This is a genomic window from Hymenobacter ginkgonis (assembly GCF_009755225.1).
Taxonomy (GTDB): domain Bacteria; phylum Bacteroidota; class Bacteroidia; order Cytophagales; family Hymenobacteraceae; genus Hymenobacter; species Hymenobacter ginkgonis.
The window spans coordinates 570,894-590,593 of record NZ_WQKZ01000004.1 but is presented as its reverse complement, the minus strand read 5'-3'; the positions used below and the strand labels follow the sequence as shown (position 1 = coordinate 590,593).

Here is a 19,700-nt window from a genome sequence, read left to right as displayed (position 1 = left end):
GGGACTTTTCGAATCCACTTAAAGACAGAGTAGTATCCTTGACTTCACCAGGCCACTGCCGCCCCCGGTAGCGGCTGCCGTGTTTAGGGGGGTAGGGAAAGGCTGCGCTGCTCGCCAGCCGTAAGTTTGGTCTATGCAGATGCTCACTAGCCGGCAGCCGGTGCCGATATATCCGTTTGAGCGGGATGAAATAACTGGGAGCAACGCCTTCTCCCTCGTGCGCTCGGAGGGCGCGCTGCCCTACGAGGCCGATGTGCTGCTGCCGCACCGCAAGGCCTACTACATGCTGGTGTTTGTGAAGCACGGCCGCGGCCGGCACTGGGTAGATGCGGTGCCCTACGTGCGCAAAGACCACACGCTGTACTTTTCGACCCCGACCCAGCTGCTGGTGAAGGAGGAGCCTACCCCCTTCTGGGGCACCCGCCTCACGTTTACGAGCGAGTTTTTAGCCTTGCAGCAGCACGCGGCGTTGCGCAACCTGCCGCTCATCCAAAACCCGCACCACGGGCACGAGCTGCTTTTGACGGCCGCCGACGAGGCCGTGGTAGACGACCTGCTTGCTAAGCTCGACGCCGAGCACCGCCGCCCCGGCGAGTGGCAGCACCAGATGCTGAGCGCCTACCTGCTGGTATTACTCACCTACCTGAGCCGGCTGTATACCGAGCAGTTTCCGGGTGGCGAGCCGTCGGCCGACCAGCGGCTGCTACGCACCTACCAGGCGAGGGTGGAGGAGCATTTTCGCGAGCTGCACGAGGTGAGCGCCTACGCGGCGCTGCTCCACATTTCGGCGGGGCACTTGAGCGAGGTAGTGAAAGCCCAAAGCGGCAAGTCGGCTATCAAGCACCTGCACGAGCGGCTGGTGCTCGAAGCCAAGCGCCTGCTATTCTACACCCCGCAGTCGCTTAAGGAACTGGCCTTTGACCTGGGGTTTTCGGATGCTTCTTACTTCAATCGCTTCTTCAAGCGCGAAACCGGCCTGACCCCGGCCGAGTACCGGGCCACCATCCGCAAAATGTACCAGTAATACCGTAAAATGGGTGCCAGCGGCGCTGTGAGGGCCCGGTAATTTTGTGCTGTTAATCAATTAGACCAACAGCAATCATGAAAACAGTCCTCATTACCGGCGCCAACAGAAGCATTGGCTTCGAGGCAGCCCGCCAGCTTCTTCAGCACGGGTATTATGTATACTTGGGCAGCCGCGACGCACACAACGGCCAGCAAGCCGTAGCCCAGCTTAAAGCAGAAGGCTTTTCCCAGGTAGAGTCCCTCCACATCGACGTAACGGATAGCGCTTCCATCGCCGCCGCCCGCGAAACCCTGGGCCAGAAAACGAAGGCGCTTGACGTGCTCATCAACAACGCCGGCATTTTGGGCGGCATGGAGCAGCCAGCCTCCAGCACCAGCCTCAGCACCATCAAGGAGGTGTTTGACACCAACGTGTTTGGGGTAATTGAGGTGACGCAGGCCTTCCTCGACCTGCTACGGCAGTCGCCCGAGCCCCGCATTGTCAACGTCACTTCGGGGTTGGGCTCGCTGACGCTGCACACCGACCCCTCCTGGAAGTACTACCCCGTGAAAGGGGCCGCCTACCAGCCCTCCAAAGCGGCCCTGAATGCCTACACGATTATGCTGGCCTACGAGCTGCGCGATACGCCCTTCAAAGTGAATGCCGTAGACCCCGGCTACACCGCCACCGATTTTAACCACCACAGCGGCCCCGGCAGCGTAGCCGATGCCGCCGCCCGCCTGGTAAAAGCCGCTACGCTGGGCCCGGATGGTCCTACCAGTCAGTTTTTTAGCGACGATAATGCGCCGGAAACGGGCATCAGCCCTTGGTAGAAAGAAGAAATCTGGTTTCACCGAGCGAGTGAAAGGAAGGAGCACTCGAACGGCTACCGTTACTCACCGCTGAAACGGCGATTGCAAAGCAGAACTGTAGCAACAAGCTATAGCTGAAGCGCCTACCCCCCCTAACAACACACCAGCCGCTGCCGCCTCCGGTAGCGGCTGGTGTGTTGTTAGGGGGGGTAGCAGCGTGAGGTGGGCTTGCCCTACCCCCAGCTTGGCAGGTAGCGCAATCTGAATACCTTGCAAACGCGTTTGGCAAGGTGCCAAATGTGCGGCTTTCTCCACAGGTACTCTAACGCGATGGCAGTTCTGTACAAACTCTTATTATTGATAGTAGTGCTAAGCTTGGCGGCCCCGAGGGCGCAGGCTGCGCCGCTGGCCGACACAGTAGCCGCGCACGCCGGCCCCGCCTTCGATGTGGAAGCCGCCACCCAGCGCTACCTCAATACCCTTACGCCGGCTCAAAAAGCCAAGTCGGATGCCTACTTTGAGGGCGGCTATTGGCTTCAGTTGTGGAATGTGCTGTACGCCCTGGGCGTGGCCGCGGTGTTTTTGCAATTTGGGTTGGGGCGAAAAGTGCAGGCGCTGGCCGGGCGGCTGCCGCGGCCAACCCTGCGGCGGCTGGGGTATATCGGGCTGTATCTGCTCTTGGCCTGGGTGCTCAGCTTTCCGCTGAGTGTGTATGAAGACTACGTGCGCGAGCACCAATATGGGCTGTCGAACCAAACGTTTGGGGAGTGGCTCGGCGATGCGCTGAAAAACCTGGGCCTGCTAGTGGTATTTGGCAGCTTGCTGCTGCTGGCCGTGTATGCCGCCTTGCGGCGCACGGGGCGGCGCGGGTGGGCGTGGGCCACGGGCATAGTGGTGGTGGGCATAGTAGTTACCGTAGCTATATCGCCGGTATTTATCAGCCCGTTATTCAACAACTACACGTCGTTGCCGGCTGGCCCGGTGCGCGAAGGTATTCTGCGCATGGCGCGGGCCAACGGCGTGCCGGCCGACAACGTGTACCTCTTCGATGCCTCCCGGCAAAGCAAGCGCATCAGCGCCAACGTAAGCGGCCTGGGTAGCACCATTCGCGTGTCTCTGAACGATAACCTGCTCAACCGCTGCACACCGGCTGAGGTGCAGGCCGTGCTAGGCCACGAGCTGGGCCACTACGTATTGAATCACATTCCCAAGATGCTCGTCTTTTTTGGAGTGCTTATCGGCCTGGGTTTTTGGGCAATAGATGGCGTATTCCACTACCTGGTGGCGCGCCAGGGAGCACGCTGGGGCATCGAGAGCCTGGGCGACGTAGCCGGCCTGCCGTTGCTGATAGCCTTGCTAACGGTAGCCAGCTTTCTGGCCACGCCGGTGCTCAATACCATCATTCGCACCCAAGAGCAGGAAGCCGATATGTTTGGCCTGAATGCGGCCCGCCAGCCCGATGCCTTCGCCCGGATAGCCATGAAGCTGTCTGAATACCGCAAAATAAACCCGGGACCGTGGGAGGAAATTATTTTCTTCGACCACCCCAGCGGCCACACCCGCGTGCACTCGGCCATGCAGTGGAAAGCCGAGCAAGAAGCCCCACCTGCCCCGTAAGCCCGCCGCGCAGCTGCGCCTATCAGGCCCTACACTCAGTAGCTGCCGCAACGGGTAGCGGCTGCTGTGTTTTCGAGAGGGGGTAGGGAATGAGTAGCTTGCATAGCAACCCGCTGGGCTTGAGGTTACCAGCCAGCGCCGCTACCATGATGCCCCCCGTACCCAAGCGCCGCCTGCCTTCCCCCACCCTGGTGGCGTGGTACAATGCTGTGCCGAATGTGCTGTGGTCGGCGCTGAGCTTTGTGCCGCTCTGCATCTATTGCTACCAGGCGGTAGCGCGGCCGTGGCTCTACGGATTCGGGGCCGTGAGCTTGCTGGCGTGTTGCTTGCCCACGGCGTGGTATCGGTACGGGCAGCTGAGCGCCGGGCCCGCCGCGTACCGCCGGCTGGGGGTGCCGGTAGTGGGCCGCTTGGCTCAGCACGGGGCGCTGGTCAATGGCCTGCTCCGGTGGCGCTACCCTAGCTACCGCTACCTACCCAGCCGGGCCGCGCTGGCCAGCCTGGTGCGCACAAGCTACCAGCAGGAGCGGTTTCACTGGGCCGGGCTGGTGTTTTTTCTGTTGGTGAACGGCTACGCGGTGGCTCGCGCGCACATCGGGTGGGCGGCGCTGCTCCTGCTCCTGAATGCGGGCTACAACCTCTACCCCATTTGGCTGCAACAGTACCTACGGGTGCGCCTGCGGCCGGGGCAGCCCTGAGCGCTGCGGGCAGGGGTAGGGGGTAGGGCCATTCGCGCGACCTCATTCTCTGCACAGCAGCCAGCTTGGTAGCGGTCGGGTTAGGGAGTGCTACACGAGGCAAAGTAGCAGTGGCTGCGCCTAGCGCGGTGGCGCTACTTTGTCTGCCTAGTACCTTAGTAGACGGATAGTTAGGTGCTCCTGAGAGAACGGCTCGGCCAGGGGGAGCAACGAAATGCCTAAGGTTTTTCTTCCATCTTTCATCAACCAGTCAATGCCAGGAGACGCTTTTGTTTTGGGAAAAACTGTTGGAGAGGAAGCCGTGAAGCTGGTTTCTTCCCTCCTGTTGCTGTTTAGCACGTGGGCGGGCGGCTACTTATTGCTGGGCAAGTGGGAGCTCCAGAAAAAAGCCAGGGAAATAGACCTCGCCCTGGCCATGCAGTTTCAGCAGCTATTCGGCGAGTTTAAGGAAATCTGGCGCCTCTGGAAAGTTTGCGTACCAAAGACGGATACGCAGCTTCCGGTGCCGCCGACCCTACCGCAGGCACCGCCCGCAATTGCCTGGGAGCTACTGGCCCGGGCCAGCAGCGCCGAGGGGCGGGTAGAAGCCGTGCTGCTCAAACTAGCTACCGACCGCACGCTCAAGGCCAGCCAACTGCTCACGCTGGGGCTGTTCCGGCAGTCTTTTCAGGTGTTGCGCCAAGGCATTCGCGACGGGCAATCCCTGGATTATGGCTTCAGGGATAGAAAGTATCGGCTTTTCAACCAGCTTGGTGCGCAGGTGGCGCACATCATTGTCGCTAGCAACGCGGGTGCTCCTCCCAAAGCCGAGCAAGCGTACCAGGCGTTTCAGACCATCCTCGACGTGCGCAGCGAACACCTCCGCGAAGCCGAGGCCAAGCTGCCCGCCTACCGCACCAGCCTGCCGCTGCCCCGAGGGCTGGGCGCACCAATCGGCGCCGGGCCCACCGGTGTACTTGCCAGTGGGGGGTAGGGTAACCGTGGTGGGCGGCTTGTACGTATGGCTAGCGGCGCTCGCTGGTGGCGCTACTTAGCACGATACTTTCATGGCAACTTTTGAAGATAACCTCGGGGGACGGCTGCAATTACTCGCGCCCGACGACCTCACTTCGGACCAGAAAAAGCTTTACTCGCAGCTGCAAGACACGATGGTGCCCTGGGCCAAGAAGTCCGGTTTCCAGGCCGATACCTTTGATGACCGCCTCATTGGCCCGTTCAATGCCATGCTGCGCAGCCCGCTCATCAGCAAGGCCCTGATGGAGGTAACCGCCGCCGAGGGCAAGCATACTTCGCTGAGCGAGAAGGTGCGCCAAGTCGTGATTTTGACCGTGGGCGCCGTGTGGCAGGCCGACTATGAGCTATATGCACACGCGGCCGTGGGCCGCCAGGCGGGCTTCGACGAAGCTACCATTCAGGCGCTGGTGGCCGGGCAAAAACCGGCCAGCTTAGCCCGGGAAGAAAGCGAGGCCTACGACTTCACTCACCGCCTCACCACTACCCACCAAATTGACGCGGAACTCTACGAGCAGGCCGTCGTCACGTTTGGCGAAAAAGGCGTGGTCGATATGATTTGCCTGGCGGGCCAGTACATGACTATCAGCGGGCTGCTCAACACGTTTGCCGTGCCCGCGCCGGCCGCCAAGTAGGCTGGCTACCCCGCCGATTTGGGCTGCCGCTCGAGCCAGCGCACGGCATCGGCCGGGTTGTCAAATGAGCGGTAAGTGAGGGGTAGGCCCTGCACGTGCGTCGTGATGTAGGCCGTAGCCAAGCGCACCAACACATCGGCCGATACCACCACGGCGCCGTGCCGGTAGCCACCCTGCACGGCGCGCGGCAGCCAGTCGTGGGCTATCCACTGCTGGTCGGCGGGGGTGAAGGGCTGCATGCCTATTTGGCTAACCAAGATGCGGCTCCACTGCTGGCGTTGCAGCTGTAGCAATATCTGTTCAAACAACGCCTTGACATCCTGGCTGCTACGTGGCTGGCTACCCCAGGTAGCGCGCAAAAAGCCGGCGGGGTCTGCTGAAAGTTGCCCGGCCGGGTTAGTAAATAGAACGGCAGGCATGCTAGCATTCATGGCCAGCGAAGGTACTACTCGCCGGCAGGCAGTCCAATAAGCGGGGTAGGGCTACTAGCCAGAAGCAGGCTTCAAGCAAAAAATAAAGGGTGAGCAACCCAGCGCCTTACGGGCAAAAAAAAGCCCGGCCTGGTAAGGGCCGGGCGCAAGAAAATAAGCACAAGCCTACTTTTTTTGCGTCGTTTTCTTCTTGCCGTCGGGCTTATCGCGGGTGTCGGTTTCGTTGTCTTTTTCTTTCTTCTTGGTTTCCGGGTCGGTGTGACTGGGAGTTTTGACGGTCGTAGCCATGGGGGAGGGAATTGGAGAGGTGGAGCCCAGCTATACGGCCCCGCCCACCTCGGCGTTGAGGCAGGGGGTAGGGGCGGCCCGCCGCCGTGCCCAAACCAAAAAAATGTGCCGCGGCCCGGCGGCTGTCGTATATAGGCCCTATGATTCCGCTCATCACCCAAACTCCCCGCCTCACTATTCTGGCAGCCAGCCGGGCGCTGCTCACGGCCGAGCTGCACAAGCCCCAGTATTTTCCGACGCTGCTCGGGGCGGCCATTCCCACCGACTGGCCCCCTGGCAACTACGACCTCACCGCCATGCAGTACGACCTCGAGCAGCTAACGGCCGGCGGGCGCACCGCCGCTGGCTGGTACGGCTGGTACGCCCTACGCAAAGCCACCGACGATACTCCGCGCACTTTGGTGGGGGTAGGCGGCTTCCAGGGCCCACCCGATGCCGCCGGCCTGGCCGAGCTTACCTACTCGCTGGCGGCCGAGTGGCGCGGGCAGGGCCTGGGTACCGAGCTGGTGGCCGGGCTGGTGCAGCAAGCCGCCGCCACAGGCATGGTGCGCCTGCTGGTGGCCCACACCGAGGTCGATAACCTGGCCGCCCAGCAAGTGCTGCTGCACAACGGATTTGCCTCGGTGGGCCTCGATATTAATAGCCGGCTGCGCTTCGAGCGGGCCGTGGAGCCAGCCGCCGATACCGCATTAAACGATTAAGGACCACTCGGTTTATTGAGTACTTATACAAGAAAGCCGCGGCGCCCTGCGCCGCGGCTTTCTTGTTAACAAGCTGCTGAAAAATAGCTCGTAGGTTAGTCAGGCAGCTCACTAATGTCGCGCGGTTCGATGCGCGGCTGGGCGTTCATGTGGTGGCGGTAGGCCGCCGACGACTCGTAGGCCTTGATGCGGGCGCGGTTGATGCTGCCCAACGGCCGGTGCTCGGGCAGGCAGTGGAAGGGGTTGAAAGACAGCACATCATCCGCAAAGACGCGGCGAGCCGGGCTGTACGCTTCCTGCGCCGGAATCACGATTTTACCAAGCGGTTGGTACGGGCTTTGGTCGGCGGGCCACTCCACCGAGGCGTCCTCTACGGGCATGGTGTTAAGGTCGGTGCTGAGCTGGGCGCGCAGCTCGTACTCGGCGCCCTGGGTGCGGAAAAAATCCACTACCAAGTCGCGCCAGGTGCCATCGTCTTGCACATCAATAGTTTGGCCCGTAAGCGCTTTCACATTCTCCGAAAGCGGCGCGGCGCTTATTTTGGCCACGTAATCGCCGTAGCGGATGGCGCCCAGCGTGTGGTAGGTTTCGCCTAGCAGGTGGTGGTTGGGGTCGCCGGGGCCAATGGGGTTGATATCGGGTTCGAGGCCCACGGCCGTGAGCGCCTTCGACGCCACGCGGGCCACCGTCGATATGGCCTGCTGAAACCCTTCGGGCGTGTGCGCAAACTTTTCGAGCTTGAGCTGCATATCGTGGTAGCTCTTGATGTCGCCCGTCGGGATGATGGTGTCGTTCACCATCAAGAAGTCCTGGGTGATTTCATCGACCTTATCAGCCAGAAATTTCTTGCCCTCGACGCCGATGAGCTTCACAGCCATGCCTTTATTGGTCGATTGCTTGTCGGAACCAATGGCGCCCGGCGCCGACGACAGCCGGATAATAACCGGATAAACCTTCGCTTCGCGGAATGCGCCCTGGGCCAAGTGCGCCGGCAAATTGGGGTAAATGTGCAGCTCGCCGCGCAGTACGCCGTGGCTTTTGGCGTGCGCATCGCGGATGGCGTGGCGGTGCTTCTCAAACATGAAGCGGTTGAGCCGGGCCATCGAAGCCACGGTTTCGTCGGTGAGCTGGTCTTCGTTGGGCTGAATTTCTTCGACGCCATCGGCGTAGCGCACGTAGGAGAGGGGGGTAGGGGACATGAATAAGCTGTCGGGAGTAAAAAAATGCCTCCGGTACGGCGGCCTGCCCCGAAGAGTTAGGCGGCCACACAGGCTTCCTTAGTGTGCCCGCTCGGCGCCTACCCCCAACCTCACTCGTGAGCCGCTAATTATCACCACTGAATCAGCGCCTCAAGGGTGCCTAGCCCTTGGTCTCAGCCGCTAGCGAGTTTGTTCGCGGAAAAGACAGTTGGCTGAAGCTACTTTTTGTGCAGTGCGGCTCGACGCCGCCCCAATTGCTGGCCTTAGTACTGCCGGGGAGAGTGACATTTACCCACTGCACTGAAAGTGCTAGACGCGCCGCCTACCTCGCACGCTCCCAGCGCTACCTCTTCGGCTAGCGGCAGGGGGTAGGGGAGCGGGTGCGTTTTGCTGGCCGGCCTGCCCGGCTACCTTTGCCAGCTCCCGCTTGCTCTAGCTTTTGCCCTATGAAACTTACCCACCTGCTCCTGGGCCTGCCCGCGGCCGCGCTGCTAGCCAGCTTCGCCCACCGCCCTACCCCACCGGTTACGTACGACTTGGTTATCAGCCATGTAAATGTGGTGGATGTGGCCACCGGCCAGCTGCGGCCCGACCAAATGGTGGCCGTGCAGGCGGGCAAACTCGTGCGGGTAGGGCCAGCCGGCCAGGCCACCTACGCGGCCAAGCAGCGCCTCGATGGCCGCGGCCGCTACCTTGTGCCGGGCCTGTGGGACATGCACGTGCACTTCCGGGGCGGCGACAGCCTGGCGGCGGCCAATAAAAAGAACCTGACGCTTTACCTGGCCCACGGCATCACGACGGTGCGCGACTGCGGCGGCGACCTCACGCCGCGCATTTTTCAGTGGCGGCGCGAGGAAGAAGCGGGTACGCTGGCCGGGCCGCGCATCTTCACCTCGGGGCCCAAGATTGACGGGCCCGGCGCCTACTGGCCTGGTTCGCTCGAAGTCGAAACGCCCGCTCAAATCAGCAAGGCACTCGACTCATTGCAAAAGCTGCGGGTAGACTACGTGAAGATTTACGACAGTAAAATATCGGGCGAGGCCTACCTCAATACCATTGCGCAGGCCGAGAAACGGGGTATGAAAACCACCGGCCACATGCCCTACTCCGTGACGCTGGGCGAGGCCGTAAACCGCGGCCTTGACGCCACCGAGCACCTCTATTATGTATTCAAAGCCTGCTCGGGCAAGGAAGACAGCCTCACGGCGCTGGTGCGCCAAAGCCTGACTACGCCCAAGCCGCTGGGGCTGTTTGCAATGCTGCCTGCCGTGTACGATACGTACAGCCCAGCCGCTGCTCAGCGCATCTTTCGGCTGATGGCCAGCCACCACACGGCCGCCGTGCCCACGCTCGCCATTGGCCGAACGCTGGCCGAACTGCCCGATAACGACCACGCCCACGATACGCTGCTGGCCTACATCGACCCCCGCATTCGGGCCACCTACACGCGGCGGCTGGCCAGCGCCCGGCAGCAATCGGCAACTGGGCGCGCGTTCACCAAGAAGTTGGAAACCAAATTCAGCAGCCTCGTGCCGCAAATGCAGGCCGCCGGCGTGACCATCTTGGCTGGCTCCGATAGCGGGCCCTTTAATTCTTTCGTTTACCCCGGTGCTTCGCTGCAAGACGAATTGGTGCTGCTGGTGCAAGCTGGCCTCACGCCCGCCCAGGCGCTGCGGGCAGCCACGCTCAGCGGAGCCGAATTTATGGGGGTAGCGGCCCGCACGGGCAGCATTGCCGTGGGCAAAGAGGCCGACCTACTGCTGCTGGCGGCCAACCCGCTAGCCAACATCGCCAACGTGAAGAAAATAGCGGCCGTAGTGTCGCGCGGCCGCGTGTACCAAGCGCCCGAGCTGGGTAAGCTGCTGCAAGCCATTAAAAACCGGTAGCAGCCCCTTTTTCCTAACCAACCAGCTGCCCGGCCAACGCCGTGAGGGTAGGAGCTTGGCAGGTGGGTGGGGGCGCGAGCGGATACAACGTCTGGCCGGGGCGGGCAATGAAGCCAGCGAGCAAGCCCGCGTGGAGGGCGCCAGCTACGTCCCAGCCGTGGGCGGCTACCAGCATAGCAGCAGCGGGCAGCACGCCGGCTTGCTTCGCGGCGTAGTGGTAGGTGTCGGGGTGGGGCTTGTAGCGCTGCACGGCCTCGATGCTCAGCTGCTGCTCAAAGTATTCGGGGAGGTTGGCGTACCGCAATTGCTCGGCCAGGGTAGCGGCGGGCGAGTTGCTGAAAGCCATTAACCGGAAGCCGGCGTCGTGCAGTTGTTGTAGGCCAGCGGGCACGTCGGGGTGCGGCGGCAGCTTAGTCAGCAGGGAAATGATGGCGTGCTTTTCGGCCAGCGTAAGCGCTTGCTCCTGGAGCATGTGGGCCGTCATGTCGAGGGCCGCGTCGGCGATGGTGCCAAAGGCAAAGTAGCGGCCGGTAACCGTGGCCACCAGCGCGTGCTGCAGCAGCAAGCCAAACCAGTGGTTGAACGCGGCTTTGTTGCCAAAGGCCGCCGTCACGGCCGCTTTCAGCGGGCTCATATCCAGCAACGTTTCGTTAACGTCGAATAGGATAACCTGGGGCCGGCGAAACGGCAGGGGGGTAGGGGTAGCAGAAGCCATAGAGCACAAGCAATATAGGGCCGCCCGCTAGGCAGCCGGCCTATTCTGCTACGCAATTGCGCAGTTGCTGGCCACGTAGGTTGCCGCCTGCTTTGCCAAAAAACCTGAGGGCTGCCGGCCCAAACTGCCCGAAAGCAGCCGCGCCGCGCCTAGGGCCGTAAAAGGCAAACGAAACGCCTTTTCTTTCATTTCACTTGTTGCGCCATGCCTCGTTTTGTTGTTGCCCTTTTGTTGCTGCTGGCCGGGCTGAGTGGCCCCGCTAGCGCCGCGCCCGCCGATGGCTTGCCCACCCGGCCGGTACCCTTCACCTTCGTTACCGACCAAGGAAACCTGCTGGCTCCCGCCGATGCTAAAAAGCTCGAAGGCGGCCTGCGCAAATATGCCGAAACCACTGGCACCCAAGTTGTAGTAGTGACGGTGCCCTCCCTCAACGGCACCGACGTAGCCGACTATGGCCGCCAGCTGGGCACTGCCTGGGGGGTAGGCCAGCGCGATAAGAACAACGGTGTCGTTGTGCTGCTAGCTGCCAAAGAGCATAAAGTGACCATTCAGGCTGGGTCGGGGCTGAAGAGCGCCGTTACGCCCGAGCTTACCAACCGCATTATCAACCAGGAAATGACGCCCGCTTTTAAGCAGGGCAACTACTTTGCGGGTTTGCGCAAAGGCCTCAATACCTTGATGCTGGCCGCTAACCCCAGCTCTGACCCCCGCAAAAATGCCACGGCCGCTACGGCCAGCAACGCCGCCACCACTACTACCCCCACTGCTAGCTCGAACCTAGCTAGTGAAACCAGCCCCACCAGCGCCGTAGACCCCGTGGGAGTGCAGCAAACGGAAGCCGCGCCGACGTCTTCCGGCTTTGGCATGGGCTCGCTGCTCATTGGTGCGCTCGTGATTGGCGGCGGCATTTGGCTGCTCATGAAGCTGTTCCGTCGCAACAACGGCGCTAACAACGCCAACCAAGCGCCAAACTTCATGGGCAACCGACCCAACAACCCTACCCCCAACTTTGGCGCCCCCAACGCGGGCTACCAGCAGGGCGGCCCGGGCTACGGCGCCGCGCCTAGCAGCGGAAGCGGTATGGGCGGCATATTGGCCACCGGCGCGGCCGCTGCGGCTGGTGCCTACTTAGGCAACCGGATGTCGCAGGGCCACGAATCGAATAATGCTGGGCAGAACTTCGATGGCAATTCTGCCGCGGGCCTGGGCGGGGCCGGGGCGGCTGCGGCTGGCACGGGCGCGGCCGGCGACTACTTTTCCTCGCGGGGCGGCGACGCTAATACCAACGCCGAACCGGATTATTTCTCCGGTGATAATAACTCGGCAGATTCGTCGGGCGACTACTTCTCCTCCGACAACTCGTCGTACGACGATACTTCTTCGGACGACACCGGCGGAGGGGGCTTCGATAGCACCGACGACAACAGCGGCTCGTGGTAAGTAAGCCCCGCGCTCAGCTCGCCTTTCGCCCTAACAAAACAGCCGCCCGGTTTCGGGCGGCTGTTTTCGTTTAGAATGGTGTAGCTGAGGCCAGCCCAGTGTTATTTCTGGATGCTGCCCTTCACCTTACCCACCCGAATAACTCCGCGGTGGCCCTTCAGCTGCTGCTTGCGTTTGAAGCGCTGGCGGTAGCGCCAGCGGCCGATAACGCCCATACGGCGCCAACGCTTGCGGGCATCGCCCCGGTGCTTGTAGGCGGTGTAGCGCGGGTGGTGGCCAGCGGCCGGGGCTCCCACTGCCGCGGGGCCATCGGCCAGGCTAAGCAGTGCAAGCAGCAAGAGAAGCAAAAGTCGGGGCATAAGCAGGGGGGTAGGGCAGGCCACCAGACCATCGGGCGGCCCCTAGCTACGATGCCGAGCTAGGGCGTGGTTTTGCGGGTTGTACGGGGCGGTGGTTTAAAACAGTGAAACCCTGGTTAGATGCGCCGTTGAGCACCAATATAGCCACGGCTCAAACGCGCTAGTCGCGGTAGGCTGGCAGCTCCTTTAGGTAAGCCGGCAAGGATAGGTACGTCGCCACCACGGCCCGACCGGGCGTGTGCACGATGAGCGCCCGGCAGCGACTAGTGCCGGCTGTGCCATCGGTTTCGAAGGCCACGCCGCGGCGCACATCGTCGTAGAGGTAGCGTTGGCCGGCTGCGAGGGGGTAGGAAGTGGCCAGCGGCAGCCGCCCATATGCCGCCCAAATAACCGCCAGCGACGAACCTACCCGCAGGCCATTGGCCAACTGAAACCAGGGCGAGGTGGCCCGCACTACCTGCACCGTATGGTGGTCCACGTCGTTGGCCTGAGGCGCGGTGTATACATCGAGTTCATTTGGCGCGCTACCATCGGTGGGACGGCGGCCGTACCAGGTGGTCCAGGCTTTTTGCATGGCGGCATCGCTGTAGGCTGCCTTGCCTAGCGCACCGAGGGTAGTGGCATTGCTGCCCAGCTTGGTTTGGCCCAAGCTGCGGCCAGGCACCACCAAGGCTTGGGGGGTAGGGGCCGCCGCCCAGCTAATGGCCGCTAAGCCAAGTACGAAGAGAAAAGCACGCATAAAACAACCCATTGGTTGAGCTTTATACGAATATGACTCCGGTCACGATACTCGCGCGGACTACTGCGCACTGCCCGCCACTTGCAGCGGCGGGGCTGCCACCTCCACGTTAGCCGTGCGCGGAAAAGCTAGGAAGTGCGTCACGCGGGGCGGCGTTTCGCCCTGGTGAAAGCGCCGTACCTCGGCCTCCACCTGCTGGTCGTCGCGGGTGAAGCGGTGGTGCTGGCGCTCGTGCTCAGCCCAGGTAGCCACGTAAAAAAACTCGGTGATGCGCGTAGGCTGGCTCACATCGGCAAACACGCCGGCGCGCAGGGCGCCATCGCGCAAGCGCAGGCGCGTGAGGTGCTGAGCCGCGAGGCGGAAAGCGGGTTGGTCGGCCGGATTTACTTCATAATCAATCATTACCACCACTGGGCCATCGTCGGGGTCAATATCTTCCTCAACCAAGCGGTCGCTCCACGGCTCGCCGGGCGAAAAGTCGAGGCCTTCGGGCTGGTGCATCGGAAAGGGCAGCGCCAGGGCCAGGCTTACCAGCATCCAGCCGGCTGCGATGAGCAGCGCCAGCGGCAGCGTGGCGCGGTCGGCTAGCTCGCCCCACACAATGCTGCCCAGGCTCATACCTGCCTGAAATACTAGCATATACATACTTACAACCCTAGCTTGCACCCACTTCGGCACGTGCAGCTGCACGCTGGTGCTGAAGCTCGTCATGGTAATGAGCCAAGCGGTTCCCGACAAAAACATCACCGGAAACAGCCAGTATTCGCTGTTCACTAGTGCCAGGCAGAGGTTGGTAGCCACAAACATGAGCGAGCCCAGCAGCACCCGGCGGTTCAGGTTGAGGCGGTGGCCGATTTTGCCAATGAGCAGCGCACCCGTGACGGCGCCCGCGCCGAGCCACGACAGCATTACGGCGTAGGAGCCCGACTGCAAGTGCAGGCGCCGCGCCACCACCACCGACAGCAGCGCCCACATGGCGCTGGCCCCAAACGAAAACGCGAACGTGCGCACCAGCACCGCCAGAATGGCCGGCGAGTACTGCACGTACCGAATGCCCGCCCGCAGCGCACCCGAGAAGTTTTCGGCTGGCCCGCCGTCGTTCTGCACCTCGCGGCGCCATTTATACACCACTATCCAGGTGCCCACGAAGGACACGCCGTTCAGCACAAATACCCAGCCTGGCGAGTAATAAGCGATGATGAGCCCGCCCAGCGCCGGCCCAATGGCGCGGGCAATGTTGTTGCTCACCCCGTTGAGGGTAATGGCGAAAGGCAGCACCGGCCGCGGCACCAGCTCAGTCGTAACCGTTTGCCAGATGGGGCCGTTGAGGGCCGCGCCCATGCCCAGCAAAAACGTAAAGCCCAGTACGTCAATGGCCCGGATACTGCCCGTGAGCGTGAACGCGCCCAGCCCCAACGCCACTACTGCCATAAAGCCCTGCGTAAAAAGCAATAGGCGGCGCCGGTCAATGAGGTCGCCCACGGCGCCGGCCGGCATACTCAGCAAAAAAGCGGGTAGGCTGGTGGCCGTTTGCATAAGGGCCACCAGCAAGGCCGACGTGGTGAGGGTAGTGACGAGCCACACCCCGGCCACGTTCTGCATCCAGGTGCCGACGTTCGACACGAGCGAGGCAATCCAGATGGCGCGAAATAGGGTGTAGGTAAACGGCGTGCGCAGGCCGGGCCGCGGCTCGGCAGCCGCCAGGGGAAGCGTGGGGTTCATGCAGAAGGAATAAGCCAGGAGGACGTACGCTATTCGGCTGCCTCAGGGTTATTCCGAAGCCCAGGTGCGGCTATTTCACCACCAGTTGCCGCACCAGCGCGCCCTGTTTCGAGTCGAGGCGCAGGGTATAAATGCCGAGCGGCAGCGTGCTTAGGTCGAGCACACGCTCGGCAGTGGGGGTAGCTTGGGCCGCTTGGCGCAGCACTTCCCGGCCCGTAACATCAAACACCGTAAGCGGTGCGGCAGCCAGCTCGGGCTGCGCAGGCGAGCTCACTACAAAGCGGCCGGCCGGGCTAGGGTTGGGGGCCACGCTCAGCAGCTCTTGCAGGCTGGCATCGGCCCGCACGGCCAGGGCGGTGTTGCTGAACGTAATATCATCGAGTTGTAGCGTAGTGCCCGCCCGAATAACGCGGGCGCTGCCCGAGCTAAACTGCAAGTGCACCGAATCGGGCAGGGTGCTGCTCGAATACTGAATGGGTATAGATACTGCCGCGTAGCCACCCGTGGTAGGGGCCAAGTACTGCAAAGCGCCGCCCAAAACAGTTGGCGCCGAGCCCGCTGCCCCGCTGGTTTTGGTGAAGTACACCAGCACCGAGGCCGAGTCGGCGGCTAGGCCACTAAACTTATAGTAAAACTGAAGCTGCGTAGGGCGCGTGGCAAAGGCCGCCCCCGCATTGGGAAAACCCCGGTAGGTATAAATGCCCGGCTTCGACCCGAGCACCAACAGGCCCGGCACGGTTACGGAGCCACCGCTGGTAGTGGGCAAGCTTAGGGTAGAAAGCTTAGCGGCAAAAGAACCGCTGTGCACATCCGTGATTTTGGTAACCGTCTGGGTATTATAGTAATTGTTGGCCGGAATCTGGTTGAGGTAAGCCAGGATAAGGTCGGTGGTTTGCCAGCCGGTAGGGGCTTCGACCACCGTATTGGGGGTAGCCCAGGTTTCAAACCCGTTGTTAGGGAAAGATTGAGCGCTAGCTGAGTGGCACACGCCCAGCACTAGCAGCATGGCGAAGGAGTAGAAAATTGCTTTCATATGCAGTGAAAATGAGGGGCTTACTGGTGGTGGCTAAAACGAATGTTTTTTTCTACGCAAAAGAAAAAGCGAGGGATAAGCAAAGTATGAATTATTCGCTTAAATCCACTGCCGCAGGTACTGGTACACCTCGGGGTGGTGCAGCAGCCCGCCGTGGTGCTGCTGCCCAAAGCGGGCCGTGCGCACCGAAGTGCCCGGCGGCAGCGCCGCTTCGTCGCTAAAAAGCTGGCCGCGCCCACTAGCCGCGCCCACCAGCCCATCGCCAAAATACTCGCGCACGGCCTGCGGCAGGCTGGCCCGCAGCCAAGCGCCCACCAGCACGTGGTAGCGCACGCCCGGTTGCAGCGGCACCACGGTGCGCGGGTGGGGTAGGGCAGGGTCGTCGGGCTGCTGCCAGTCCTCGTCCACCAGCAAGGCTTGGCCCAAATCTTTGATGCCATTGGAACGCCGCGCGATGGCCTGGCTTAAAAAGCGCGTCGGGAAAAGATTGATGCGCCGTAATAACCGCTCCACCAGCTGGCCGTTTTGCTCGAGGTAGGAGCCATCGTGCGGCACACCCACCAAAAACACGGTTCGCAGGTGCGCTAGCCAGGGCGCAGTTTCGGCGAGCGGTGAAGAAGGCGCAGCGGGCCGGGGTTTGCCTTTGCGCTTCGGGTGTGCGGCGGGCGGCTCACTAGTCACTGCTACCTGTTCATTGCCGTAGTAGCTCGCCGACCGGATAACCAGCCCACCCATGCTGTGGCCAACCAGCACGAGTTCGCCCACGGCGCTCGGGTAGGTCTCCACCAATTCAGTAAGCAACTGGCTGAGCGCTCGGCCATTCTCGGAGATGTGCAGGCCCGTATTGTAGCGCACATAGAGGGGCCGGCAGCCGGCCTCGGCCGCTAGGCGCGGCCCGTAGCGCAGTGGCCCACCGGGGGTGTCTTGAAAGCCGGTTTGCCAAATCAATTCGTCACCCATCAGGCCGTGCACAAACACCACCGTTTTCTGGTGCGGCTGGCTCAGGCCGAGCTCGGCCACCGGCACATCGTGGCCGCCCCGCCGAAAGCTCAACTGAATGGTGCGGGCATCGCCGCTGGCGGCCAGCTGGTCGCCGAGCGCCCCATTGAGCACCGGCAGAAAAAAATGCTGGTGCGCCCGGCCCGCTTTATACAGCATAGCTGCCCCGCGCACGGGTAGCAGCGCCGTGCGAACTAGCGTAGTGAGGGTGCGACGCAGCATATTACTCTGAGTAAGGGATAGTGAATAAGAGGATTTATAAGCAATTATAAGAACCGGTTGGCCCACTCCGGCTGCGGCAGCCAGCACGCCTCGGTGCGGCCAAACCAAGCGTAGCGGTGGCGGGCTATCCAGCGGTAAACGGCGTCGGCCCAGGCGCGGGGCACTACCCCCCCTACGTGGCCCAGCAGCCCCCACCCGCCGCCCAGCCGCCGCAAAATACCCAGCGCCGCCGCCGAGTGCAGCAGCGGTGGGCCTCCCCCGGCCGGCAGCAGCACCAACGAGTCGGGGCCCCCAGCCTCCACCGGCCTAATGCCGTGCTGCGCCAGCAGCGCCAGCCCGGCCGCCGACTGCAAGCTGCCCAGTCGGAAGTGACCGGCCGGGTCGCGCGGCAGCAAAAACTGCGTCAGGCCCTGGCACAGATTGCAGTGCCCATCGAAGAGCACCACGGCGGAAGGGGGGGTAGGGGAAGCAGCCACGGCACGAAAGAAAGTAGAACTACTTAGTAGAACGGCGGCAACCAAAATCCGGTTTATGCGTCCACCAATATCGGCGGCCTGGCCGCATCTTTGCAGCAGTAAAATTCTTTTACCCTTCGATATGAAAGTCATTCTCCGCCCCGCCCTGGCTTTGCTGCTAGGCGCATCGGCCACTTTGCTCACGGCCTGCGACTACGCTTCGCTAAGCCCCGGCGAAAACCCCCAGTTTAAAGAAGGCTTTGTGAACCCCCCCGGCTACACCAATGCTGACGTGAACGCCGATAGCATCAACTACAAGCAGAACGTGCACGCGCCTATTGGCAAAGGCTCGGCCTCGGATATCAAAAACGGCTCGGTTGATGACCAGCTCAATTCGGCCCCGGCCGGCAAGAGCGCTACTTCGCCCCAAACCGCTAGCGGCAAAATGGGCCCCACCGACCAAGCCCAGCCCAAAAACAACGAGCGCGGCAACAACTAGGCTAGGATTCACGGCTTGCCAACCGCTTCTTCTAAAACCCCGTGCCAACCTTGGTGCGGGGTTTTTTCGTGCCTTTCGTGGGCCGCCGTGCCGCAAGCTTCGTATGCTACGGAGTGCCGCGCGCCAGCGGTGCAGCTTGTGCTTCTGTTCCTACCCCCTCCCTACTACCTATGCTGTCCAACCACGCTACGCGGGCCACTACCCCCGCTTTTATGCCCGTTGTGCCCGGCTTGCACGTGCTGCGCAACGTGTTTGTGAACCTCTACTACGTGGCCGCCGAGCCCGAGCAAGCCCCCGGCCCGTGGGTGCTAATTGACGCCGGCCTACCCGGCGCGGCTAGCAAAATTAAGCAGCACGCCGCCGAAACCTTCGGCGCCGACAACCCGCCGGTGGCCATCCTGCTGACGCACGCGCATTTTGACCACGCCGGCGGCCTCGCTGGCCTGCTAAAAGCCTGGCCCGATGTGCCCGTGTATGCGCACCCGCTGGAGCTGCCCTACCTCACGGGCCTGTCGAGCTACCCCCCACCCGACCCCACCGTGGGCGGCGGCCTGATGGCTTACCTGTCGTTCACTTACCCCAAGCACCCCTACAACCTGGGCGCGCGGGTGCACCCGCTGCCCGCCGATGGCACCGTGCCCGGCCTGCCCGGCTGGCGCTGGTTGCATACGCCGGGGCATACGCCCGGCCACGTGTCTTTTTTCCGCAAGGCAGGGAAGGTGCTGGTGGCTGGCGATGCCTTCACTACGGTGCGGGGCGAGTCGGCCCTGGCTACCTACACGCAAAAGCAAGAGGTGCACGGCCCACCCGCCTACTTCACCCCCGATTGGGATTCGGCGCGCACTTCCCTAGCCGAGCTGATGAGCCTGGTGCCCGAAGTAGCCGCCACCGGCCACGGCATTGCCATGCACGGCGACGAGCTACAACACCAATTAGAGTACTTAGCGGTGCATTTCAACGAGTTGGCGCGCCCCAAGGTGGGCCGCTATGCACACCGCGCCGCCACAGCCGATGCTACCGGCGTGCGCTCGGTGCCTCCGCCACTGGTTAGCCCTTGGGTGAAAGGCCTGGCCGTTGTGGGGGCAGCGCTGGGCGTGCTAGCCCTCGCCACGGCTGGCAAAAAGAAAAAAAAGCAAACCTACCGCGCTCCTTACCACGATAATCCGGCGCGCCCACGCAGCCAGCAGGCGTAAGCACATAAATGAAGCACAGTGAAAAGGGGAGCCCTAGTTA

Annotated in this window: 21 protein-coding genes; 11 read left to right on the top strand and 10 right to left on the bottom strand. The window is 62.4% G+C overall.

Features of this window, described 5'->3' with window-relative positions; translation table 11 throughout:
• The first annotated feature begins 133 nt into the window (after positions 1 to 133).
• The 6 genes from GO988_RS18500 to GO988_RS18475 all read left to right on the top strand — a co-directional run bounded on the left by GO988_RS18500 (position 134) and on the right by GO988_RS18475 (position 5,779).
• Positions 134 to 1,024 (top strand): AraC family transcriptional regulator, encoded by an 891-nt coding sequence (locus GO988_RS18500; RefSeq protein ID WP_157568264.1) that lies wholly within the window; start codon positions 134 to 136, stop codon positions 1,022 to 1,024.
• A gap of 77 nt (positions 1,025 to 1,101) precedes the next feature.
• Positions 1,102 to 1,839, top strand: a complete 738-nt coding sequence (locus GO988_RS18495; RefSeq protein WP_157568262.1) for an SDR family oxidoreductase — start codon at positions 1,102 to 1,104, stop codon at positions 1,837 to 1,839.
• A gap of 309 nt (positions 1,840 to 2,148) precedes the next feature.
• Complete coding sequence (locus GO988_RS18490; RefSeq protein WP_157568260.1) at positions 2,149 to 3,435, top strand: M48 family metallopeptidase; 1,287 nt, start codon at positions 2,149 to 2,151, stop codon at positions 3,433 to 3,435.
• A 146-nt stretch (positions 3,436 to 3,581) separates the two neighbouring features.
• Entirely contained in the window at positions 3,582 to 4,133 is a 552-nt protein-coding gene (locus tag GO988_RS18485) for a glycosyl-4,4'-diaponeurosporenoate acyltransferase CrtO family protein (RefSeq protein ID WP_157568258.1), read from the top strand.
• Between the two features lie 274 nt (positions 4,134 to 4,407).
• A complete protein-coding gene (locus tag GO988_RS18480) occupies positions 4,408 to 5,106 on the top strand; it encodes a hypothetical protein (RefSeq protein WP_157568256.1) in 699 nt (232 codons plus the stop codon).
• 73 nt (positions 5,107 to 5,179) lie between these two features.
• Positions 5,180 to 5,779 carry a carboxymuconolactone decarboxylase family protein gene (locus GO988_RS18475; RefSeq protein WP_157568254.1) on the top strand — a complete coding sequence of 200 codons (600 nt, stop codon included), beginning with the start codon at positions 5,180 to 5,182 and terminating at the stop codon, positions 5,777 to 5,779.
• A 5-nt stretch (positions 5,780 to 5,784) separates the two neighbouring features.
• Here GO988_RS18475 and GO988_RS18470 read toward each other — a convergent pair whose 3' ends face one another.
• Both GO988_RS18470 and GO988_RS24485 read right to left on the bottom strand, forming a co-directional pair.
• The gene (locus GO988_RS18470) at positions 5,785 to 6,198 is read right to left on the bottom strand and encodes a hypothetical protein (RefSeq protein WP_157568252.1); all 414 of its coding nucleotides are present in this window, start codon (positions 6,196 to 6,198) and stop codon (positions 5,785 to 5,787) included.
• Between the two features lie 177 nt (positions 6,199 to 6,375).
• Positions 6,376 to 6,498, bottom strand: coding sequence for a hypothetical protein (locus tag GO988_RS24485; protein WP_262885705.1), 123 nt, complete (start codon positions 6,496 to 6,498; stop codon positions 6,376 to 6,378).
• Positions 6,499 to 6,638: 140 nt separating this feature from the next.
• Here GO988_RS24485 and GO988_RS18465 point away from each other — a divergent pair, with 140 nt between their 5' ends.
• A complete protein-coding gene (locus tag GO988_RS18465; protein ID WP_157568250.1) occupies positions 6,639 to 7,199 on the top strand; it encodes a GNAT family N-acetyltransferase in 561 nt (186 codons plus the stop codon).
• Positions 7,200 to 7,294: 95 nt separating this feature from the next.
• Here the strand turns inward: GO988_RS18465 and GO988_RS18460 are convergent, their stop codons facing one another.
• Positions 7,295 to 8,398 carry a catalase family protein gene (locus tag GO988_RS18460; RefSeq protein ID WP_157568248.1) on the bottom strand — a complete coding sequence of 368 codons (1,104 nt, stop codon included), beginning with the start codon at positions 8,396 to 8,398 and terminating at the stop codon, positions 7,295 to 7,297.
• A 446-nt stretch (positions 8,399 to 8,844) separates the two neighbouring features.
• Between GO988_RS18460 and GO988_RS18455 the strand changes: the two genes are divergently transcribed.
• Positions 8,845 to 10,284: an amidohydrolase family protein gene (locus GO988_RS18455; RefSeq protein WP_157568246.1), complete on the top strand. Its 1,440-nt coding sequence runs from the start codon at positions 8,845 to 8,847 to the stop codon at positions 10,282 to 10,284.
• 13 nt (positions 10,285 to 10,297) lie between these two features.
• On the opposite strand, the gene GO988_RS18450 is transcribed toward GO988_RS18455, so the two are convergent.
• On the bottom strand, positions 10,298 to 10,999 hold the full coding sequence (locus GO988_RS18450) for a haloacid dehalogenase type II (protein ID WP_157568244.1): 702 nt from the start codon (positions 10,997 to 10,999) through the stop codon (positions 10,298 to 10,300).
• 204 nt (positions 11,000 to 11,203) lie between these two features.
• Here GO988_RS18450 and GO988_RS18445 point away from each other — a divergent pair, with 204 nt between their 5' ends.
• On the top strand, positions 11,204 to 12,439 hold the full coding sequence (locus GO988_RS18445) for a TPM domain-containing protein (protein ID WP_157568242.1): 1,236 nt from the start codon (positions 11,204 to 11,206) through the stop codon (positions 12,437 to 12,439).
• Positions 12,440 to 12,540: 101 nt separating this feature from the next.
• Here the strand turns inward: GO988_RS18445 and GO988_RS18440 are convergent, their stop codons facing one another.
• The 6 genes from GO988_RS18440 to GO988_RS24480 all read right to left on the bottom strand — a co-directional run bounded on the left by GO988_RS18440 (position 12,541) and on the right by GO988_RS24480 (position 17,989).
• Positions 12,541 to 12,798, bottom strand: a complete 258-nt coding sequence (locus GO988_RS18440; protein ID WP_157568240.1) for a hypothetical protein — start codon at positions 12,796 to 12,798, stop codon at positions 12,541 to 12,543.
• Between the two features lie 160 nt (positions 12,799 to 12,958).
• Positions 12,959 to 13,537, bottom strand: a complete 579-nt coding sequence (locus tag GO988_RS18435) for a hypothetical protein (protein ID WP_157568238.1) — start codon at positions 13,535 to 13,537, stop codon at positions 12,959 to 12,961.
• A gap of 60 nt (positions 13,538 to 13,597) precedes the next feature.
• A complete protein-coding gene (locus GO988_RS18430) occupies positions 13,598 to 15,259 on the bottom strand; it encodes an MFS transporter (RefSeq protein WP_157568236.1) in 1,662 nt (553 codons plus the stop codon).
• Positions 15,260 to 15,329: 70 nt separating this feature from the next.
• The gene (locus tag GO988_RS18425; protein WP_157568234.1) at positions 15,330 to 16,292 is read right to left on the bottom strand and encodes a T9SS type A sorting domain-containing protein; all 963 of its coding nucleotides are present in this window, start codon (positions 16,290 to 16,292) and stop codon (positions 15,330 to 15,332) included.
• Between the two features lie 99 nt (positions 16,293 to 16,391).
• Complete coding sequence (locus tag GO988_RS18420; protein WP_157568232.1) at positions 16,392 to 17,513, bottom strand: esterase/lipase family protein; 1,122 nt, start codon at positions 17,511 to 17,513, stop codon at positions 16,392 to 16,394.
• Positions 17,514 to 17,557: 44 nt separating this feature from the next.
• Positions 17,558 to 17,989: a thiol-disulfide oxidoreductase DCC family protein gene (locus tag GO988_RS24480; RefSeq protein WP_317164920.1), complete on the bottom strand. Its 432-nt coding sequence runs from the start codon at positions 17,987 to 17,989 to the stop codon at positions 17,558 to 17,560.
• 121 nt (positions 17,990 to 18,110) lie between these two features.
• Here GO988_RS24480 and GO988_RS18410 point away from each other — a divergent pair, with 121 nt between their 5' ends.
• Complete coding sequence (locus GO988_RS18410; RefSeq protein WP_157568228.1) at positions 18,111 to 18,467, top strand: hypothetical protein; 357 nt, start codon at positions 18,111 to 18,113, stop codon at positions 18,465 to 18,467.
• 170 nt (positions 18,468 to 18,637) lie between these two features.
• Entirely contained in the window at positions 18,638 to 19,660 is a 1,023-nt protein-coding gene (locus tag GO988_RS18405; protein ID WP_232341578.1) for an MBL fold metallo-hydrolase, read from the top strand.
• Positions 19,661 to 19,700 lie beyond the last annotated feature (40 nt).